A 20,546-nucleotide genomic window follows, 5' to 3' on the forward strand; every position below is an offset into this window, starting at 1 on the left:
ATGGGGAACAAGTAGTCGCTAGTAGTTACTTAAGAAGTAATGAGTAAAAAAAACTAATGACTAGCAACCAACAACTCATACATTCCAATTTCCTATTCCCAAATCCTAGTCTTTTATTCCCAATTCTTTATTGCAGTTTATGAGTCGCCGTCGTTCTATTCCCTGGATTCATAAAAAGTCGCGGATCTTAATTGCCGTGATCGCATCTTGTGGTGCATTAACAACAGCTTATCTGACTGTCGTTAAGTTGACACAAGCATCTGCCGCTTGCCCCACCAAGAGCTGTGATTTAGTACTTTCTAGCCCCTATGCGACAGTTTTGGGGCTACCTCTAGCTTTGTTTGGCTTCCTAGCTTACGCCAGCATGGCAATCTTCGCTTTGGCTCCTTTAGCAGTTGATCCAGCGAAAAATAAAAATAGCCGGACAAAGCTGGAAAATGTGACATGGTTGCTGCTTTTGGCAGGTGCGATCGCCATGTCTATCTTTAGCGGCTACTTAATGTATCTGTTATTTTTCACAATCAAAGCACTTTGTCTGTACTGTCTTGCTTCGGCTGTATTCTCCCTGACTCTGTTAGTGCTAACTATTATTGGTCGCACATGGGATGATATTGGGCAAATTTTCTTTACTGCCATTATTGTTGGCATGGTGACGCTCATTGGGACTTTAGGCGTTTATGCCAATGTAAATAACCCTAATGCTAGAACTAGCTCGAATGGAGTGAGCTTAGAACCAAGCGGAGATCCAACAGCTGGTGTTGGTTGGCCTATTACCACGACTTCTGGTGAAGCAGAAATTGAGTTAGCACGTCACTTAACCAAAATTGGTGCTAAAGAATACGTGGCTTGGTGGTGTCCTCATTGCCACGAACAAAAGCAACTGTTCGGTAAACAGGCGTATCCAGAAATTCAAAAAATTGAGTGTGACCCGCAAGGTAAAGATGCTCGTCCAGATTTGTGCAAAACAGCGGGTATTCAAGGCTTTCCCACTTGGATAATTAAGGGTAAACAATATCCCAACGTACAGCCATTAGAGAAATTAGCTCAAATTTCTGGCTATCAAGGTCCACGCAATTTTAACAATTTTCCTGGTGCTTTTAAATAGTTTCCAGTTAATCTAACCCACCCTGGCTTCGTCGCCTGAGGGTGGGTTATGCCAATTCAAAATTCAAAATGGACTGCGTCCCGCTGCGCTAACAAAATTCGTCTTGAAAAGTTTTGCGCCGGGAAACCCCTATGGCTAACGCCACGCCTTATACCGTTTTACTTTAAAGTTGATACAAATGGGGAGCAGGGAGCACCCGAGCAGGGAGCAAGGGGAAAGAATTAGAAACCAATCATTTGTATCAGGGATTTAGTGAAATGGTATTACGGCTATCGGGGAGAACCTGAGCCCTATGGCTAACGCCACGGCTGCGCCTAACGGGCACGGCCCCGTGCCGAACGGTTCCGCTAGCCCCTAAAAGGGGCGCTGCGCAAACGCTTTAGACCTCTGGGCGTGCGCTTTGCGCATACGCCAGATGCCTGCTGAGGGAAAACGCCAGGTGCTACAACGGGGGGAACCCCCGCAACGCACTGGCTCCCCTCCCGCAGCACTGGTCTCACCGGACACGCAAACTTTTCGCAAAATAAAGAAAGCCGAGACGAAACTTGGGTTTGAGAATGTGTATCTGTCGCATTCTTTTTTCAAATTGGTATTACTTTACTCGCTCAAAACTGGAGATTTCCACCAGTTGTTTTGTTGTATAAGCGTGTGGACTTGCCAGTCAGGGTCTAGTTGAGGATAATCTAGACGGTAATGTCCTCCCCGGCTTTCGGTTCTAAAGGCAGCGCTTTTAAGAATTAAAATACCGATATCTAGTAAATTGCGAGTTTCCGCCCACAAACGTAATTGCCGTTCAACGTCAGGTATCTCTAAACGAGCTGACTCTGTGGGACGTAAAGACAGCAAAAATTGACTCACAGGCAAAGAAATATAATCTTGCTGCCAAGACTCAAGAGTTGCGATCGCGCTTTCCAAACCTGATTGCTCTCGGCTAATACCAGCGCTTTGCCAAAGAAGACGTGGTATTTTATCTCGCAGTACTTCTAAATGTTCTTGCTGGGGTTTCCATTCGGTTACATCGGCGCGAAACTCTTGTATAGCAATATTTTCTGACAGGTTTGACACGCGAGTCACATCTGGAGGAATCTGGAGATCTGCCATTTGTGCGCCAAATACGATACATTCGAGTAGAGAATTACTTGCAAGGCGATTCGCTCCATGTACTCCAGTACTTGTAGTTTCTCCCACTGCGTATAAACCAGGAATATTTGTCCGGTTCATCAAATCGGTGACAATACCACCCATCCAGTAATGAGCAGCAGGGGCAACGGGAATAGGTTGCGAGAAAACATCCACACCCCAATATTGACAAACTTTAATGATATTGGGAAAGCGGTGGCGGATTTTTTCAGCAGGAATGGGACGCATATCTAACCAAACATGAGCAGTGGCTGGATCAGTTGAAGTGCGCTGTAAATGGCTAAAAATTGCACGACTGACCACATCTCTGGGAGCAAGTTCGCCTGCTGGGTGATAATCAAAGGCGAAACGCCGTCCGTCGTTATCGACAAGATGCGCCCCTTCGCCGCGCACAGCTTCACTGATCAAAAAGCGACCTGGTTTTGTTAAAGCAGTGGGGTGGAATTGGACAAATTCTAAATCCCTGAGAATTGCCCCAGCACGCCATGCGATCGCCACACCATCACCTGTGCTAACAGCAGGATTTGTGCTTTGGGCAAACACCTGACCCCCTCCACCTGTTGCCAAAACCACAGCATTTGCTTTTATCCATTTAACATGACCTTGATAAAACAGGCTAATACCTTGACATCTGCGTGTTTCTGGTTCTAGCCATAAACTCAAAGCCAAAGCTTGCTGAATCACTTGAATGTTTTGGCGTCGTAGAACTTGGTTGGCGAGAGTAGTCGTGACTTCTCTACCTGTTGTGTCTGCAGCGTGAAGAACGCGGTTGCGGGAATGAGCAGCTTCTAAGGTTAAAGCCAACTGGCTGCCATGACGGTCAAACGCTACTCCCAAGTTTACAAGGGATTGAATGCAGCTAGGAGCTTGTTTGGCAAGAAATTCCACAGCAGGGCGATCGCACAAACCGACACCCGCTTGGATGGTATCTTCAATGTGTAGATAAGGAGAGTCTTCTGGGGCGACTGCTGCAGCAATGCCACCCTGGGCCCAATCACTAGCTGAGAGAGAAACTGTTTCTTTAGTAATCAAGCCGACTTGCAACTCGGCAGGCATGCATAGTGCTGTGTATAGTCCAGCAGCACCAGCACCGACAACAATAACATCAAATTGGCTTTTAATATCTGTCTGAGGCAAAGCAGGGGGTGTGGGGAGTAGGGGAAGTGGGATGAGGAAGTAGGGGAGGCAGCGTCGTCCCGAAGACAAGGACTGCGCCGTGCTGTCTCACCGTGGGCGGGTTTCCCGACAGCCCGGCGTCTGGCGTTCGGTTGTTGCGACTAGCGTCCCGTTGAGGCGACTGCCGTGGAGTCGGGGAATTTCCCCTTGTCGTCTTATCCTCGTTGTCCCTCTTCTTGAATAAACTTATTTCCACTCCCAAAAAGGAGTGGATCACATAGCAGCTTGAGGATCTACAAATGGATTATCTGTAGATACCGTTGTTGAAGCGCTCGGCTCCTTCTGTGTAGGCAGGTACGACTTCTGAGACGGTAAAGTGGTCTAGGTTACCTTCCAGAATGTGTTTCTGACGTTCGCTTAATCCGGTAATATCCAACACATCCTCTACTTTTTGGTAAGGAGCATTCGTGATAATTTTCATTGCGAGGGTGGGATACAGTCCTGGATATTTTTGAAAAGCTCGCACGTTGGTATTATTCAAATCAATTTTTTTACCATAAACCTCTGCTAGTCTTTCATCTGCAGGGTTGCGGAGGCTTTGAGCAGCCAGAACTGGGACTGAACGAAAAGCAGTTAAGCTCAAATCAGCTGCTTGAGCTGTTTGAGTTGTTCCTAACCATCCCAAGCATCCCAACAACAAACTAAACACTGTTAATAAACGCACTAATGCTTTCACGATTTTTTACCTCTTTTCATCCACTCAAAATGAAATAAAAGCCTTAAGCTAAAAGCAGTCAGTGTGCAGAAAGTTCTGAGTAGGAAGTGCTGTAGACGCCACGGACACTCTCCAAGGGTGGAGAAGAATTGTAGACGGAAGTGTTCTGCGAAGGGCGATTTTCCGTAAAGCCCGTTGGGCTTGCCGTAAACGCTTGCAGGGCAGCTTCTTATAGACTCCGCAGGCAGTTTGCCGCACTCGGTACTTTGTACTCAGAACTGCTTTGGCTGATTGCCGACAGCTTAATCAACACAGCAGTATCAGAAACTAATATACAGCGATTAATATCCACAATTCTTACCGCCGCCTAGCTTTACCAGATTTTTGCTAAAAATTATTTCCAGTCACAAAAGTACTTACTCTTACTTTAACTGAGTTTGTCTTAACTAACTGTAGATGGATACGATATACGTATATGTAAATAGTATACGTAGCTGCTCTAAAGTTGACCAGCATTAGTTACGGAATTACTAAGATTGATCATCTTGTCAATTTTTGTAAAATTTTATTGACGCCAATCACTTTAATCTGAAGAGTCTAAATGATTGGTAAACACTCTTGTGGGGGTGGCAGTATAGGAGTGTGGCGAAATATCTCTCCCTCTTTGTCTGGCTGATTTAATACTTTGTTTCACAACTCAAATAGGATTGTCATATATTAGACTCCCAACAAAAGACATAAATCTTTTCTGGAAACGCAAGCGGACACGTTGAAGATATCTCTATAACACCAATTACGAAATTGAGGAGTGTACCATGAAGAAAGTTTTAAATTTCATTTATCGCTTGATTGGTCTAGAAAGCGACGAATCAAAACTTACTGATTCGTATAAATAGTCTTGGATAAGTGAGTATCAGGGTTTCTTTGGAAAATTGTTGCTTTTTATGACATTTCTATTTCAAAGTTCTAAACTTTCTTTAACTTTTTAAACCTGTCTAAGTTTTACTAATGCTTTAAGTTTAATTTAATCGAAGATTACAAGCCTTGAGATCAGAATAATCATGACTAGCACTCAGAGAACGTCTGGGTGCTTTTTTGACCAGTTCTTCAACGCTTTTGCTAACCTGGAGATATAGCGTTCGTTACCCTTCCTTTGCAAATGGTTGGGTGAAAGAGGTTTTATATGGCTCATTTAAATCTGCGTCGCCCCCAAAATGTCAGTGGGGATTTTTATGTTGATACTTCCTGTATAGATTGTGATACTTGCCGGTGGATGGTTCCAGATGTGTTTACAGAAGTTGATGAACAGTCGGTGGTTTATCACCAACCAGTCAATGAGGCGGAAAGATTAGAAGCGCTTCAAGCTCTGTTGGCTTGTCCTACCAGTTCCATTGGTACAGTAGAAAAGCCCCAAGATGTCAAAGTTGCTCAACTGAGTTTTCCGATTCCTGTAGAGGATAATGTTTACCATTGCGGCTATCACTCAGAAAATTCCTATGGTGCTGCTAGCTACTTCATTGAACGACCGGAAGGTAATATTCTGGTTGATTCTCCCCGGTTTACTCCTCCTTTGGTGAAGCGCTTGGAACAGATGGGGGGAATTCGTTATATGTACCTGACTCACAGAGATGACGTGGCGGATCATCAAAAATTCGCAGAACATTTTCAGTGTCAGCGCATCCTCCACGAAGATGATATTACTTCTGGAACTCGCCATGTGGAAATTCATCTGAGTGGAAAAGAGCTATTTGAGTTGACTTCTGATATGCTCATTATTCCAGTTCCCGGACACAGCAAAGGACACACCGTCTTACTTTATAAGAATAAGTTTTTGTTTACTGGCGACCATTTGGCATGGTCTGATAGTCTCAAGCAACTTATGGCTTTTCGAGATTACTGCTGGTATTCTTGGTCAGAACAAACTAAATCGATGCGTGAACTGGCTAATTACACTTTTGAGTGGGTGCTTCCAGGTCATGGACGTAGGTATCATGCTGATGTGGAAACCATGAAAAAGCAGATGCACAAGTGTGTTGAGTGGATGGAATAGCTTGGGCGGTAGGTGTCGCAACTTAACCGTTTCACCACCGCCCGACTCTATCTTTTAGTTAGACAACACTTTTTCTAGAGCAGTAATTGACGGTGCAAAGAAGTAGCCGCCACCCGTGGGAATCACCCAATCTTCAGGGGCGGTTAACTTCTTACACTGAGAACCACCCTGGTTATCTTCAAGGCGGATAAAGAAAGTTCGTGTGCGATCGCCTCCTTGATCACTTTGACCAATGATCGGATCATGACCAAGAGGTATTTCAGAAATGCCTTCACACTCGTGACCTTTAGCAGCCGTATCGCTGAAGTCGGCATTATTAACCCAAAATTTGGTTACAAATTCAAACTGGTCTACAATCGAGGTCTGATAAGCCAAGAAGTGCAGACCGCGATCAACAAAGTTCGGATCTTGCTGTGGATTGTCTGGGGTTGAAGGAGATACAGGACCATAAGGAATACCCCTACGCAGCAAGCGACGCGTTTGGGTCGTCACTTCGCTGGTATCAATAATTTCTTCCTCAGTTGTCCCGTTTCCCCCTGGTGTTTTGTCGTTGCGTGGATAGGTTTTGCGGGTATGGGCGATAAACGGACAGCGAATACCAGTAGCATCCTTGGAAGGGGGAACAACGTCGTTCTTAAATCCGTTCTCATCTGGTGGATCCTCGCCGTTGAATTCAAAATCATTGTTGGCGAGCTCATCATCACCTAAACTTGGATTGTCTTTTTCAGGTGTGCGGACGGTAGGAGCGCCACTTGGCCAACGACCAACCAGCTTTGCGCTGACTTTTCTGGGGTTGGTGTCTAAGTCTTCAGCAGTATCCTTGAGAAACTCATGAAACTTGAACACATCTTGACGTAGCCGACGGAAAACAAGGTAAGAGCCATCATTTGCCCAGCTTGGTCCTGCTGATACCACCTCACCTTTACTGTCATCCAGTTTTTTGGCCTTCTCATCCTGACCCTCGTAGCCGAAAACGAACTCTCCTGACCAGAGAAGATCCTGTCCTGGTTTGCCCTGATTCGGATTCTCTGGGTTTTCCCGAGGAGTGAGAAGGTCTTTGGGATCATCAGAAACCCTACCACGAATACCAGGTTGTGATAGTCCATCTAAGTTGCCGAAGTGCTCATGTCCTGAAAGGGGCGGAGGTAAAGTAGCACCCTCTTCAATAAAAGTGATTTTGGCACCGCTCCCTTTTGGGAATGTCACAATACTTTCTACAATCCGGGCAACTTCTGCCTGCAAGTCCGTATGCTCATCGCTTGCAACAATGAAAACCACGTCAACTTTGCCGTTGTCTGGTCCACCCACAACCCAGCCTATGGGTTTGCCGTCCTTATCCACTGGGTCGTTCAGTTGAGAGGCGCGTGCTGCTAGACCAGCTTTAAATGCTTTATCTGTGAAAGCATCAGCATCCTTGGTTAGTTTTTTTAGTCCCTCAAAGGAGAAGGCTACATTAACCCAGGTTGCTTTAACACTACCTTCGCGACCCCGCCGTTTTCGAGTTGCTTTGAATATCCGGTTAAAAGCAATCACTTCTGATGCAGTGGCAATAAACTGAATCTGTGTCTTGAGCCATTGCTTGAAGGAACCTGCATTTTCAATTTCTAGGAAGAGGAGAGTCTGGAAGTCTTTATTGAAGCCACCCAAAATGTTGCCTTGAATATTGTTCACACAAAGAACAGGTTCATCGGGCGTAGGTGGGCGCATTTTACTTAAGAGTTGACCCGCCAAAGGAGGAGGAGTAGGTGCTTCACGAATGATTTGTTGAGTCATAATACAAATCCTCTTTTTAAGTTAAGCAAGCTATTTAGAACTTAGGTATCGAGCTTATATGCATAAAATGCTACCTAAGTGGCTAAATGTAATTTCAGCTTTTTAAGCTTTCTATTTGTAATAGATGCAAGCAAAATTAACTTATGCACCTTTGTGAGAAAGAAGTCAGTCGGCACAATAAAACTAAACTGTGTTAAGAAAAGTAAACAATACTCAAACCTTTTGTCTCCGTGTTTCCCTGGCTTATCCCAACGATAATTATTTACGCCGACCTATTTATGCTTTTATCTTCCAATCTCTTTCTTTTAAGAAAAAGATAAATATATAGCAATCCTAAATGAGTTGTGAAATTATTCGTTGAGGCGGGGAACAGCGAATAGGGAACAGGGAAGAAGAATGTACAAATATGCTTTGTTTTTTCACAAATGAAATAGGATTGCTATAGCAATCCTATTTCATTTGTGAAAATATCGAACCGCCAAGACGCCTTAGACGCGCAGCGGCGTGCCGCAGGCTATAACGCCAAGAAAAGAAAGAAGAGAGAATTTTAAAATGATTTAGGATTGGTATACATATAAACTAAACCTAATCAGAATTTATAATGGAGTTAAATAGCTCCAATGACCAGACATTTTATGTTTAATTAAATTCAGCTACTTTTACTAAGAAAACTTACGCATTGACATAAAGCAACTAAAAGCTCGTTAGCTCGGTAGAGAACGCTACGCAAACACTAACACCGATCTGAGTTGCTTTTTCTGGCAGACTTTACAAAAATTTGATTCTGTAAGTCAGACTTATTTGCATCCCTTCGTTCTTTTATTAAGTGCAAGCAAAATAAACTTATGCACTAGTGAGATAAAAATGAAAAAATCTTGAGCAATCTGACTATTAGACATTTCCAAAAATCGATTTTTAGTGCAAGCTTCGTAAAAGTTTCATAGTCATTTTTGGAGATGTCTATAGCAATCCTAAATGAGTTGTAAACTTATAGGTTAAGAGAGGGAACAGGGAACAGGGAACAGATTTTTCACAAATGATTTAGGGCTGCTATATTACACAAAACTACTTCGTCTGTAGTTTCAGGCGTTTATGTTTCCAGTTCGCTAAAGTTAACTTGCGATCACTTGCGGCGGTGCACTACGCCACAACTGATACAATCGTGTGCCGTGTGTTGTTATATACAAAATATCTCCACCACTCAGGTTTGTTTCCAGTAAATCCCAGCCGTGAAGAGTTTGAGAATTAGTCTCTAAGTATAAAGGAACAAACTCAGCAGACATGGCTACATCTTTCACCTGCTGACCACAAAAAGGGTGTAGGGGTGTAATCAAAGTTGCAAAAGCAACCCAAAGACTATCTGCTGTAATGCCGTTGCCGAGTATTTTTCCACCCAATGCAGCAGCTGCAAACGCTGGGGCTGCGAGTTCAGCAGGACTCAAAACTGCCTCGAAGTCAAACACCTGTTGTGCCATATGAGCAAAATCGGGTTCTGCGTAATGGACTATCACTGGTACTTGGGGTGTCATACCTTTTGCCTTAAGGGCAACTTCTAAGTTAGTCGCATCGTTACCTGTGACAGCAAGGACTGCAGCGGCAGAATCTAAATTAGCGACTTTGAGTGTGGCTGAAAAGCTAGCATCAGCATAAACAACGGGAATACCTGCTCCACGAGCAGTGTTGACATACTTGTTGTTAGAATCGCGTTCAATGACGACGACCTCATGTCCGCTTTTTGAGAGTTGCTCAACAACTTTTATACCAATTCCACTTAAGCCACAGACAATGTAGTGATTACGGCGAGGAACTCGTGCGGCATCCCAAAATTGTTTAAAGCGACTACCCAAAACAAAATCATTGAGCAGTGCGTATAATAGACCGATGACAGCAGCCCCAATCAGCATCATTAGAACGGTAAATAGTTTAATGCTGTCAGGAGCATTTTCTACGACTTTGTCATTACCACCTGCTCCCGTAATCATGCCTACAGCAAAGTAGAGAGCATCAACAATAGAAATATTCGTATTGGTAGAAGTGTAGGTGAGGGTGGCAATTACAATAGTGATCAGCAAGACAATAGTCATCACGATCACTGATGCCGCGTGTTTCTTGAACTGCCGTAAACTGGTCAGGACTTTTAGAAGTTTTGTAAACCGTGATTTGTGGGTGGAACGGATACACGGTTGAGTACCAATGATCAGGCGATCGCCCACCTTTAACTCTTGTCCAGACAACACTGCACTAACCAAATCCATCTCACCCTTGACTGGCATATAGTAAATCATTATCCGCGAGCGATCATTCCACAAATCACTCAGCTTGCGACCAAGCCACGGATGATTTTTATCTATATATTCTTCGTAAATAGGCCAAGTTTGTTTGAAAAGTTTGATTTGCCCAATTACTTGGTTTCCTAAAGCCGCAAAGGTGAAGACGGGTGCTGCCAAACCTGCAACACTCAGACTTAAGTGGTTAGGGACAGCTTTATCCAGGCGATCGCCCAAATTGGTATTAAAAAACCGGTTGATAATCCGAATTTGCGGATTCAACATCCGCGCTTGCATCATAACTGACAGATTCACTTCATCATCAGGTCCAGCAATCACCAAAGTGTGTGCCTGCTGAATTCCTGCTGCTGTAAGGGTACTAGCTGCTTGCAAGTCGCCGACAATCAGATCTCCTGATGATTCGCCTGCAATAGGTTGATGATGAACGCCAACGACTAACGCCCCCTGTTGTCGCAGCAAACGAAAGATTTTATATCCGGTGCGACTTAAGCCACAAACAATGATTCGAGGTTTCATGTAAAGGCAGCATAACTTACAGGATAAAGCTGCATTCTTATAGATTTCTTCTCATTTTTACTGATTTCTCTCTAATATAACTGTAGCTGAAAACACGATAATTGCAAATTTTAGAACACTTTTATTCAATCTGTTAATCTTTTGACCATTTGTGCATAAAGCAAGACTTGTTTTGGAGACCAAAAAAGCAATCTACCGAAATTTAAGGCAGCTGTTGTAAAACTTAGAGCTTCAAAATCCTGAATTTTGTTTTCAACTTGGTTTTCCAAATCTGCCAAGCTTGTATTCTCTGTGTTTTTCACCGTACCAGTATAAGCTTTCCACCCTTCATTTATAGCTTCTGCAACGACTGATGAGCAGTTTCTTTTTATCAAATGGTAGGATTTATTTTCCTTTATAAATTTTTGCCAGAATGTTTTAATCGGCTCCTGAGGAAGGTTTAATAATTCAACTGTGCAGTCTGCTTGTCTTTGAGAGTTAGGTTGACCTAAAATTAAACAATCTTCCTCATAACTAGTACTTTTAATATCAGCCAAATGCTGGAATAAGAGTTGATTAATGTTTTGATTTTTATGATTAATAATACTTTGAGTATTCTGCATTGATGACCTATTTATAATTTCTTTGTTAGGCCAAAAGCTTATATAAGTATCTATACCTACCTGCATTGAAGCGTGACCTAAGAACTCCTTGGGAAACCAAATGTAGACAGTGATAATATCTCTCATGGAAACACTCATGCTTAATTGCTCGTCCAACGCCGCTTATTTTCGAGTATTACTACTCATTTTAAGCAAACAAGCCACACCTATGCCAAAATATTGAAGTTCTTTGTTTATGAGTATTTCACCGTCAATTGAACAATATAACCGAGCGAAAGTTTGGTCGCTACTCAAAAATCTGGTTGCACTTACCTATGTTTTTGCGGCATATATTTTTGGTATCGCATTACTATTCGTTCAGCCTTGGTGGGGCAATTTACTAGGTGTGCTCTTGACTGCACACTCTTTGCTCATTGCCTCGGTATTTATTCATGAATTTATTCACAGTAGTGTCTTCAAGTCGCGATCGCTCAATGTTTTCTGGGGGCGAGTGATGATGCACTTGAATGGGGCTTGCTATGCAACTTGGTCACAAATTTACGAACACCATATCAACCATCACGTTCAGATCACAGACTTCATTCCATTCGACTATGCAAGCGTAAAAAACTGGTCGCCTTGGTTGAGAAAGACTATTCAAACACTAGAGTGGCTATATATTCCTGCATTTGAATACCTGATTCGTCTCGATGTAATCACCTCACCGTTCACAAATCCCAAGAACCGTCATTTGCGCGTCCGAACGCTATTCATCTTTACCTATCGCGCTGCGTTATTTGTTCTACTTGCCTTAGTTTCATTGAAAGCCTTTTTGCTCTATACCCTGGCTTATTTCTGTTTTGTTTCGATGATGCGCCTGGTTGACACATTTCATCACACTTTTGAGTATACGGTTCAAGGACAAACCCCTGTAAAGCGCGACCGCATTTACGAACAGAAGAATACTTTTTCCAATGTTGTTTCTGTTCGCTATCCTTGGCTGAATTTGTTTTACTTGAACTTTGGCTATCATAATGCCCATCATTACAATATGCGATGCCCCTGGCATGAATTGCCCCAGTTGCACAACAGTGTTTTTGGCGAAGCTTCTGGAAATTATGGTGAAGCGGCTGGTAATTTCATTTCATTTTGGCAAATGTTTGCAACCTATCATAAGTTTAGAGCCGCTCGTGTAGGCCCAAACCAGGGAGAAGTTTATACCAGGGATGGCGGATTCTCAATGGAGAACTTTATGGGTGCATTAGGTGTCTCTTTTCTAACACCTCCTTGAGTCTTACTGAGTTGCTCATAACCCCAAAATGGGGAAATAAATCCTGAAAAATTTCAAATTGCAATCGGGTATCGTTATCGTCTCTAGTATTTTGATTAAAAATACTACCGTTCTTCCTTTTAGATTGCAGTTTGACCGTAACGACTAGGAGAGCAATTCAGTGAAAAATTAGGCGGAAACAAAAAATTCAAATGTCCTAATTGCGCTCATGAAATAGCAAGAGATTGGATACGACTAAATTTCTAGCTCAACTAAGCGTGTTGTAGGACGACTTTGAGACATATCTTGCACAACTTGTACAGCACAGACTAAAGCGACAAGCCCAATGACTGCAACAGGGAACAAACCTTTGCCAAAAATGGCAATCAAAAGCAAAACAACTGCTGCCCCAACTCTGTACTTGGTGCGGATTTTACAATAGAGGATAACCCCCAGGCGGTGGAGAATACCTAAAGCAAAGTAACAGACTGCAACAGAGCCACAAAGCAGCCATCGAACAGAATCAGGAAGTGCTAGCATTGGCTTGCTGATTAACACAAGTTGTACAGCGACTCCAGAAGCAGCAATACCAGCAACAAGAGGAAGATGGGTGAAAAGCCAGATACCCATAATCATGGCTCTTCCCTCAGTCCGCGCCCTGTTAATTGGTGTACCACCGAGGTTATCAAAATAAACCCACCATAGGCTTAAAGCAATACCTAAAGCGAACACAGCAGAAATCACTGTTAAAAGATCCCATTTCTGTTGAGAAACACCATCCACAACTGCGATAATTGCTTCACCCAACACAATAATGGTGAATAGCCCAAAGCGCTCAGGTAAGTGGGAGGGATGGGGAGGTAACTCGATCTGTTGTTTGCGTTTTATCAAGGGTGTCGCAAACTCAATGATCAGTCCTAGTGTCCAAAAGACGAAACGCCAGGGAATGGATACAAATGCAGACACTAACCAGAAAAGAGCGCCTATTGAAAAACCTATGGCGTAACTATTTGTCAAGGGACGAGCTTGGGGAATATACTGTCCTGCACGGATATACTCAATCACAAGCACAATACGACCAACAACGTATGCAAGAGCAAAACCAGCGGAACTTTCGCCCAAGCCGTTGTGTATATTAACAGCCATTGCAGCCGCTGTGAGCATATGTAAACTGGTGAACAAGCGCCGTCCTATGTCATCACTATCAAAGCGGTTAGCATAAAATGTGGTACCAATCCAAGACCACCAAATAGGTATAAAAAGAGCTATAAAACCCAACACTCCCGATAGTGAAACATGATCGTGAAGATAGTGGGCGACTTGAGAGACAGCAACCACAAACACCAAATCATAAAAAAGTTCCAGCCAAGTAGCGCGTCTTTCTCCTTCTGTGTCTTCACTAATACGTAATCGTGGTGGTTTTATCAAACTTCGCATAAACAGTTCAAAATAAGCCCAAGGATAATGAGAAGCCCTTGGAAAAATCACAGCATTTCCGGATTCTAGCAGCTTAAGAAAATATTTTTGAGGGGCGATTTTTCGGTTACCACAGCCTATTCTTTAGACTAGTGGTGGCAGATTTTTCACTTGTTTGATTAACTAGATATAGCAGTCCTAAATGAGATTGTAAATTGTCCCATGAGGGCAGGGAACAGGGAATAGGGAACGCTTAATAGGGAACGCTTAACAGGGAACAGGAATTGTTTATAAATGATTTAGGATTGCTATACAATCATTGCCCACATACTCGCTGCTAAGCCAATAGCAGCTAAATGTTGCCAAAAAAGCGATCGCATGGGCTGATGAGCAATTTTTTGTGTCAACACCACCGTCAACAAAAGTGAAAAAATGAGGGTGGTTCCTTGCAAAAAGGCAATCACCGCTGGATGAGCCAGCAATATAGGTAATTGTTCTCCATTCAAACCGAAAGTGGCAAAACTTACAGGGAGAATACGCCCTCCTTCGCTTAAACCTAAATGCAGATAATGAGCTAAGTTTCCCCCTAGTACGAGTGGCAAGTAGCCATAAGCGAGTTCTACAAAACGTCGCGGCTTGGGATTTTGGTGAGTCAATTTTAGCTCTTTGTTACTTATATACAAGACTTGCATAACTCCATATGCTAAAAAAGGAACAGCCACCGGGATAATTAGAGCTAGCAACGATAATCCCAAATGAGGTAAAAACTGGGTTAAATCCAGATGTAACCCGAGCCAAGATTGCAATTGGGGTAAGTGATGCAGGAATACTCCCCCCAATAGTAAAAACAACAATGCAACTTCGTAACTGTGTGGTACATGAGTTGTCCACAATTCAATCCCCGGGGGACGTAAATTGAACTCAACAGAACGATGGGGACATGCCTTAAGACAAGTCATACACAGCACACAATCTCGATTATCTTCCAACTGTGCTGGGTGAGAGTACAACGGACACCCTCCAGTTTCCATCCCCTCTCCCTTCTGGGGTCCACCCTTGTAACATTGATACGTGGTACAAGTGGCAGAACAGATGCCTTGCTGTGCCCGGAGTTCCGTCATAGAGAGTTTAGCAAATAAACCATTCATTCCACCGATGGGACACAAATACCGACACCAAAATCGCCGCTCAAAAATGGCAGAGAATATCATTGCTCCTGCTGTAATTAAAAGCAGCAAACAACCAGAAAGATATGCTGTATTTTCTAAATTCCAGAGTTCTTCCCATAGGAAAATGAGAGTAAATAGTCCAAAAAGAAACCATCCGCCCCATTTTTCAGCTTGATGTCTGGGCCAGCGTTTAAGTTTTCCAGGAAAGAACTTTTGGGAAAGCTTTTGTGTAACTTCCCCGTAAATCATAAAGGGACAAACTGAACACCAAACGCGACCTAAAAAGGGAAACGCTAGTAGGAAGAAAGGCCACCACCAAGCCCAAAATAGATTGAGAGCGAAATTGCGATCGCGCGTTTGTGGACCAACAAATAAAACTCCTACAATGAAGGCAAATGCTGTTAAAGTAAAACCATAGTTAATACGATCAGGCCACCAAGAACTACGAAGAAACTTTCGTAAACCAGGATAAGCATTCAACAGATTCACCCGGAATTGCTTTTTCTTCGTATCGACAGACCAAAAAATTTCTTCTGTGAGTTCTTTTGCCTCCCCAGCTTGGACGATCGCTCGTTCTACTAGATCTTGCAGTTCTTTCAAATTGCCAGGGAAATCATAGGACTGCAAACGGCGCAAAGCTTCTGAGGTGACTTTCGGTCGCGCAATACCTCTAGCGCGAGTGTAAAGACTGATGTAGTACTCCACCTGTGCTTTGATATCAGCTTTGCGTACCCGCAGCGGTGGTACCTTGATAATATGACCAATACAGCGTTCAATCGTTGGCTGAGTTTTTTCCGCAACTATCAAAATGCGAGCTTTACTGACGCGAGGTTCAGGGGTTGGTTCTCCCGAACGGCTGACAGGGGTGTATTTGCCCGTTGTTAGCAAACTTGCTAACGCTGGTAATAACTCTGGCGGTGTTTCTTGAATGTTGTTCAGAACTAAACTGCCTTCCCCAAGCCATTCCAGCAGTCCTGGTTTACCTCTAGCACGACCAAACAAATCAGCACCGCTTGTCTGGAGAATACCACAGTTAAGTTTAATAATCGGTTCTCGCCGCTGTTTGGAGCCAAAGTGAATCAAAGCAGCTATAATATCTTTTCCTAATCCTGGTTCCCCGAAAATTAATACTGACTTCCGGTCATCAGCAGCTTTTGCAATTTCCTGTCTCAAACGTACAGCATAACGACTTGTCCCCACAATTCCCCGTGTTGCCTTTGTGACTAAATAAGGTCGTAAAGCTACAGAACGTTCTTGTTCGTAAGTGAGTGCAGATGTGAGTTGAGCCAATTCCTGTGCCATCTGGCGAGAAACAGCCTGAGCAATTTCCGGGTATTGGCTAAGTAATTCCCGAAACTTAGCCGCAGGCACAACCCATAAGTGGCATTCTGTGACTGTTGTAATTGTACGCTGAGCCAATTCATCTAACATGAGTTCTTGCAGATGAATGATTGAGCCGGGGAGGAAACCAATAGCTAAAGCTGGGTTCGTTTTATTGCTGCTATCGCTTTCGAGCTGACCTTCAAGGAGAATGTATAATCCTTCTGGAGGAGTCCCTTCAGTGACTAGAGGGTGGTTTGGTGGGATGACTTGTTGTTCAATAACTTGGGCGATAGCCCAAAGGGCTGACGCTTCGCGTATCGCATTCAAAGGTTCAGGCGATAAGATTCCTAGAGCCGTGCGTTCTTGTAACCATATCACGATTTCTTCTGGTGTCATGGTGGTCTCTCCTACTCAGCACTGCTGTATAGAAGAAATTATCGCGCTTATTGTTACCTGTTTTAAAAGTGCATGGAACGTAGAAATTTGTAACTTATTTTTAATACCCTTGTTCCAATGCTTTATCTAGGCTGTCAATCTGTTGGGCGATTTTGTCATGTTCTGTCTGAGCTTCCTCAATTTGTTTATCTAACCTGAAAAGGATTGCGGCGTCTGTCTCAATGATTCTTGCTGTTCGCAGGCATACTATCTTCTCATTTAGCAAAATCATACAATTTTTGCAGTTCGTCACGTCGGCGCTGTGGATTTTGCCTATAAGCCATCTATCAGTTCCTTCATTTTCAACTAGTACTCTCATTGGAAGATTGCTGTTGTGCTGCTTGCAGCACTTCGTCAACGCTCAACTCTAACTCTCGTGCAACTTGTTCCACAGTGAATCCCACTCTTAACAACAGAGGTACTGTTCTAAACCTTTCCTGACGAGCACCTTCTTGCCTTCCTTCTTGCTTACCTTCCTCAAAAGCTTCTTGATAAAATCTTGTCTGCTTTAATTCATTCAAGCTAAACATAGCCACTATCTCCTGTTGATATGATGTCCGGTAAATTACTTGTAATATGTCATTGCGAACGCAACGAAGTGGAGTGAAGCAATCACAGGGGTTTGAGATTGCCACGCTACGCTACCGCTCCGCTCGCAATGACAAGTGATTATCCGGACTTGATATGATTCATTGATTGAAAGATTGCTGTTGTGCTGCTTGTCGCACTTCCTGTACGCTCAAGCCTAATGCCTGTGCTATCTGTTCTACACTCAACCCTAATGCCAACAAACGGGGTACTGCTTCTACTTGAGCTTCCAAACGTCCCTCTTGCTTACCTTCTTCTACGCCTTCTTGCTTACCTTCCTCAAATGCTTCCTGATAAAATCTTGTCTGCTTTAATTCACTCAATCCAAACATAGCCTCTATCTCCTCTCGACTCATTGTCGGAAACTTGTAAATTAAAATCGTCTCTATCAATTGTAGTAATTGCCGCTGTTGCTGTTGTGAACTTATCTCCTGTTGAGTTCTATCTATCAACTCTCTTGCTTTTTCAATTGCTGTATCTTCATTCTCAATCACTAACTTGACAGTTGCAATGGAAATGGGTAAGGATACAGCTTCACCTAATTCATCAAGGTAGATAGGGCTAACACGCTGACTCGTAAAGAATTCACGATAATGTTTTCTATCTGCTGTATCTATACTTCTGGTAGGATATATCACCGCAGCACGCCAGTCATTTTGTGGTTGATTTTGCCGCAGGTACAAAAAGATTTCTGCAAACAGTCGCGCGTAAATTTCTGAATCTCCTTGAAATTGGACTTCCACGAAATAAATTGGGTTCACACTTTCCTTTGCAGGAAGAAATACACCATCAATCCTAAAGGCTGTTTGCTTAACTTCCACTGATGAAAATTGATAAGCGCGTGCTTCTTCTGGTGGTTCACCAATGAGTTCAAAGAAGATGCTGGGAAATTCTTGAAAGAGGCGATAGAAAATGCTGTCAGTTTTCACGAATTCAGTTTTTTAACATAGAGTATAGAATATCACTGTGATGCAGATTTTAGTATTTTTAAAAGCGATCGCGTAGCGGCTGCTTTCCAGCATCGCCTTCCTCAATGGCACTACACTTACTAAGAGTAATATGCGTGTTGCATTCACGACTTACACCTCACCCTGCCCTATCGGGCATCCCTCTCCTTGCTAAGGAGAGGGAAAGATTTTAGCGCAGCTAAAAGCGAGGGTGAGGTGAAAGCGATCCGGTATGTAGACGGCGCGACGTGAAGTCCTCATTGCTCCTATCGTTCTGGAAGTAGCGCACATCATAGAGGCTACAGTAAATATTGAGTACCCAATTGAAGTCGATCAGTTTCTCAGAGGAGAGTTGGACTACTATATACAATCAAAACACAGTGTGCTGGTTGTGGAAGCAAAGCAGGCAGATTTAACACGGGGATTTACTCAATTAGCGGCTGAGTTGATTGCTCTCGATAGTTGGGTGGAGTCGGAAGATTTGATTCTTTATGGTGCTGTGACAACAGGGGATATCTGGCAATTTGGGAGTTTTCATCGTTCCTCACGGGTAGTCACTCAGCATTTAATGCTGTATCGAGTTCCTACGGATTTAGAAGTGTTGATGCAGATTTTGGTGGGGATTTTGATGGAGGGTTAGGGGGGGTGATTCGCACTTCACTCTGATGTGTAATTTTTATCGACCCGCACCTGCTAATGACCATCTCAAAAACTTGTGCCAGATTGAACATTCTCGCCACCGTAGCGTTTTCAATTTTTTGGTCAACTTGATTGCTGGTTTAGCCGCCTATACCTATCTTCCTCAAAAACCATCCCTCGATATTTATCCAAAAAACTTACCTGCTTTACCTCCTGCCATTTTTTAGTTCAGTCGAACTCACGTTAAACCTGATAAACACCATTACTACCCCAGTACCTACCAAACTCAAAGCAGGAGGTACAAATGGAATCCAGAACTTGATTGGGGTGATAAAGAACATTAAGCAAACAACGTACAAACTGATAAAGACAACTCCTCCAAATACAATTAATTTTCTGGGTTGGTGAATGAACCGCGCCAAGAAACCTCCGACTAGCGACCAGAATAAAATCCAAAGCATCTCATACCAAATAGACCAAACTTTTAGTAAAGGGCGCTTATTTGAAACTGCACTCAAAATCTGACTTACCATCTGTGCTTGCATGACTACTCCTGGCATTGGTTGGTTACCTGCTGAGGAAAAAGGAGTAAACCAAGGAGCTTCATAAGAAACGTCAACCACTCCAATTAAAACTATTTTGTCTTTTAAAGAATATTTTTCAAGCAAGTCAGTCTTCAAAACATCCTCAACGCTAACTCTTTTTGCAATAAATTCAGGAGAGCAATTATTTTTATTTTGTTCAGAACATGAGCGACGGTAGTTAAGTAGTAACTGATAACCATCTAAATCAGTCCATATTGAATATCCGCCTCGATAGGGACCATAAAGTTGCTCAAAAGCAGTGCTACCTAATGGCAAAGGTATATTTCCATCCTTAAATGGTTCCTCATACGGTTTATCTAAGTAACGTCGAGCTAACTCAAGACTTAAGGCAGTGTTTACTGGTTTCTTATCAGAAGACCAACATGGAGAGTTTTCACGAGTTTGCATATTTAGAATTTGGCGACGAACAACTCCCCCACTATCTGATAAGAAATCACTAAATCCTAACCGCTCTCTAGGGATTTCGGGTGGCGGTTGTACACCATCATTATTTTGAGTAAAATCTCCAACGTTACAAACAGCAAATATACGTGGGTCACTTTTCAAAAGATTAGATAATTCCGGTGTTTGAGTTTTAAAATCACGGAGAATGTCTAGACCAATGGTGCGTGGCTGGTTTTTAAGTAGTTTCTTGAGAAGATTTAATAGAGTCTCATCCGTCAGTGAGCCTTGTCGAAATCCCTTCTGGCTATCAATATCTTGTTTAGTGACTTCAATAACTAACAAGCGGTTATCTTGCGGCTCAATTAGTTGAAATTGCATCATTTGGTCGAAGAACCAAAGTTCTGATGCCTGAAGGAGTCCAAATAAGCGCATGGTGCGATTCGTTGCTAGTAGAATCACGGTAAACAGCCCGTACATACACTAGCC

Annotated in this window: 15 protein-coding genes and 1 pseudogene; 5 read left to right on the forward strand and 11 right to left on the reverse strand. The window is 43.0% G+C overall.

Annotated features, from left to right (window positions below; translation table 11 throughout):
• Positions 1-139: 139 nt before the first annotated feature.
• Positions 140-1,105 carry a vitamin K epoxide reductase family protein gene (locus tag AC5JM2_RS26145; RefSeq protein WP_495837734.1) on the forward strand — a complete coding sequence of 322 codons (966 nt, stop codon included), beginning with the start codon at positions 140-142 and terminating at the stop codon, positions 1,103-1,105.
• A 597-nt stretch (positions 1,106-1,702) separates the two neighbouring features.
• Here AC5JM2_RS26145 and nadB read toward each other — a convergent pair.
• Entirely contained in the window at positions 1,703-3,382 is a 1,680-nt protein-coding gene (gene nadB, locus AC5JM2_RS26150; RefSeq protein ID WP_495837735.1) for an L-aspartate oxidase, read from the reverse strand.
• A 283-nt stretch (positions 3,383-3,665) separates the two neighbouring features.
• Entirely contained in the window at positions 3,666-4,097 is a 432-nt protein-coding gene (gene psbU, locus AC5JM2_RS26155) for a photosystem II complex extrinsic protein PsbU (protein WP_495837736.1), read from the reverse strand.
• A gap of 1,162 nt (positions 4,098-5,259) precedes the next feature.
• On the opposite strand from psbU, the gene AC5JM2_RS26160 reads away from it, so the two are divergent.
• Positions 5,260-6,126, forward strand: a complete 867-nt coding sequence (locus AC5JM2_RS26160) for an MBL fold metallo-hydrolase (protein ID WP_495837737.1) — start codon at positions 5,260-5,262, stop codon at positions 6,124-6,126.
• A 54-nt stretch (positions 6,127-6,180) separates the two neighbouring features.
• On the opposite strand, the gene AC5JM2_RS26165 is transcribed toward AC5JM2_RS26160, so the two are convergent.
• The 3 genes from AC5JM2_RS26165 to AC5JM2_RS26175 all read right to left on the reverse strand — a co-directional run bounded on the left by AC5JM2_RS26165 (position 6,181) and on the right by AC5JM2_RS26175 (position 11,443).
• A complete protein-coding gene (locus tag AC5JM2_RS26165) occupies positions 6,181-7,899 on the reverse strand; it encodes a Dyp-type peroxidase (protein ID WP_495837738.1) in 1,719 nt (572 codons plus the stop codon).
• A gap of 1,112 nt (positions 7,900-9,011) precedes the next feature.
• Positions 9,012-10,703: a potassium channel family protein gene (locus tag AC5JM2_RS26170; protein WP_495837739.1), complete on the reverse strand. Its 1,692-nt coding sequence runs from the start codon at positions 10,701-10,703 to the stop codon at positions 9,012-9,014.
• Between the two features lie 125 nt (positions 10,704-10,828).
• Complete coding sequence (locus AC5JM2_RS26175; RefSeq protein WP_495837740.1) at positions 10,829-11,443, reverse strand: hypothetical protein; 615 nt, start codon at positions 11,441-11,443, stop codon at positions 10,829-10,831.
• A gap of 97 nt (positions 11,444-11,540) precedes the next feature.
• On the opposite strand from AC5JM2_RS26175, the gene AC5JM2_RS26180 reads away from it, so the two are divergent.
• The gene (locus tag AC5JM2_RS26180; RefSeq protein WP_495837741.1) at positions 11,541-12,575 is read left to right on the forward strand and encodes a fatty acid desaturase family protein; all 1,035 of its coding nucleotides are present in this window, start codon (positions 11,541-11,543) and stop codon (positions 12,573-12,575) included.
• Between the two features lie 234 nt (positions 12,576-12,809).
• Here AC5JM2_RS26180 and AC5JM2_RS26185 read toward each other — a convergent pair whose 3' ends face one another.
• The 5 genes from AC5JM2_RS26185 to AC5JM2_RS26205 all read right to left on the reverse strand — a co-directional run bounded on the left by AC5JM2_RS26185 (position 12,810) and on the right by AC5JM2_RS26205 (position 18,414).
• Entirely contained in the window at positions 12,810-13,991 is a 1,182-nt protein-coding gene (locus AC5JM2_RS26185) for a low temperature requirement protein A (protein ID WP_495837742.1), read from the reverse strand.
• Positions 13,992-14,278: 287 nt separating this feature from the next.
• Positions 14,279-16,858, reverse strand: a complete 2,580-nt coding sequence (locus AC5JM2_RS26190; RefSeq protein ID WP_495837743.1) for a sigma 54-interacting transcriptional regulator — start codon at positions 16,856-16,858, stop codon at positions 14,279-14,281.
• A gap of 100 nt (positions 16,859-16,958) precedes the next feature.
• Complete coding sequence (locus AC5JM2_RS26195) at positions 16,959-17,216, reverse strand: hypothetical protein (protein ID WP_495837744.1); 258 nt, start codon at positions 17,214-17,216, stop codon at positions 16,959-16,961.
• The gene (locus AC5JM2_RS26200) at positions 17,200-17,427 is read right to left on the reverse strand and encodes a hypothetical protein (protein ID WP_495837745.1); all 228 of its coding nucleotides are present in this window, start codon (positions 17,425-17,427) and stop codon (positions 17,200-17,202) included. The genes AC5JM2_RS26195 and AC5JM2_RS26200 overlap by 17 nt, the downstream gene beginning before the upstream one ends.
• Before the next feature lie 159 nt (positions 17,428-17,586).
• The gene (locus tag AC5JM2_RS26205; protein ID WP_495837746.1) at positions 17,587-18,414 is read right to left on the reverse strand and encodes an Rpn family recombination-promoting nuclease/putative transposase; all 828 of its coding nucleotides are present in this window, start codon (positions 18,412-18,414) and stop codon (positions 17,587-17,589) included.
• Positions 18,415-18,784: 370 nt separating this feature from the next.
• On the opposite strand from AC5JM2_RS26205, the gene AC5JM2_RS26210 reads away from it, so the two are divergent.
• Together AC5JM2_RS26210 and AC5JM2_RS26215 are read left to right on the forward strand one after the other, a co-directional pair.
• Positions 18,785-19,072 carry a hypothetical protein gene (locus tag AC5JM2_RS26210; RefSeq protein ID WP_495837747.1) on the forward strand — a complete coding sequence of 96 codons (288 nt, stop codon included), beginning with the start codon at positions 18,785-18,787 and terminating at the stop codon, positions 19,070-19,072.
• Positions 19,073-19,130: 58 nt separating this feature from the next.
• Positions 19,131-19,298 (forward strand): annotated as a pseudogene (locus tag AC5JM2_RS26215) (IS982 family transposase); the annotation flags it as partial.
• On the opposite strand, the gene AC5JM2_RS26220 reads toward AC5JM2_RS26215, so the two are convergent.
• Positions 19,278-20,537 (reverse strand): CHASE2 domain-containing protein, encoded by a 1,260-nt coding sequence (locus AC5JM2_RS26220; protein WP_495837748.1) that lies wholly within the window; start codon positions 20,535-20,537, stop codon positions 19,278-19,280. The pseudogene AC5JM2_RS26215 and the gene AC5JM2_RS26220 overlap by 21 nt on opposite strands.
• Between the last annotated feature and the right edge of the window lie 9 nt (positions 20,538-20,546).

The organism is Brasilonema angustatum (assembly GCF_059505445.1).